Here is an 863-nt window from a genome sequence, read left to right as displayed (position 1 = left end):
GTCCTTACTCAAAAAGATGAAAATGTCCCCTGTGGAGGGCTCTTTACCCATTATCTTGCGTACCAGTTCGGCAAGGGTGAAAATACCTTTTCGCATATCTACCGGACCTTCGCACAGGTAGAAGCGCATGCTGGGATTCAGCCCTAACATAATGTTCCCAGGTTTTGAAGCAGAGCTGTTATGCTCTCAAGATTAGTGTTACATTTTCGGATCTCAACTCCATTGCCCAGTTTTAGACGAAACGAAACAATCTCAAAGTTGTCCGATTTGACAGATTTGGGAGATGATGTACAACGTGAATGACCGGAGGGGGAACCGTTCACATGAATAGGGGCCAGTTGCACATCGGAAGGGGAAGTTGAGTTACCCAGTTGGCACTTGTAATGACGATACCAGCCAAGGAATTTATAATAATCAACGCCAAAACGATGGCAATACTCCAAAAGAGAGACTTGGCAACCACTGTCGGATGACTGATAAGCAGAAAGAATCTCTAAAAAACAATCAGTAGAGTCCATAAGAATAAAATTTTAAGTTCTGTGCAAAGGTAAAGCTGACTGATAGGATAAACAAGAGCCATACAATGAGTGCTTACGAAAGAAACGGGATTGCCACCACTCTATTACGGGGCAAATTAGTTTTCTCCGCTTGAAACTACAGTTCCAGCTAAAGGAAACTATAGTTTCATCGGTGAGAAACCAATGGTTTCAAGTAATTAGAACTAGAGTTTCAAGCGTATGAAACTAAAGTTTCAAACCGCAGAACCAACAGTTTCGCACCTTGAAACTGTTGGTTTCAAAGTAGGACACAATTCATAAGTACGGGGGTAATAAAATGAACAACTTATCCATTTATGGCTAATA

At 41.5% G+C, this 863-nt stretch carries 2 protein-coding genes; both read right to left on the bottom strand.

The window, feature by feature from the left end:
• Positions 1-129 (bottom strand): transposase (gene tnpB, locus BSAG_RS25665; RefSeq protein ID WP_255344468.1); only part of this gene is annotated, 129 nt, incomplete at its 3' end.
• 14 nt (positions 130-143) lie between these two features.
• On the bottom strand, positions 144-518 hold the full coding sequence (locus BSAG_RS24340; protein ID WP_004324216.1) for a hypothetical protein: 375 nt from the start codon (positions 516-518) through the stop codon (positions 144-146).
• Between the last annotated feature and the right edge of the window lie 345 nt (positions 519-863).

Origin of the sequence: Bacteroides sp. D1 (genome assembly GCF_000157095.2) — a bacterium.
Lineage (GTDB): Bacteria > Bacteroidota > Bacteroidia > Bacteroidales > Bacteroidaceae > Bacteroides > Bacteroides xylanisolvens.
Note: the sequence above shows the minus strand (reverse complement) of the source record. Positions and strands in the feature narration are given on the sequence as shown.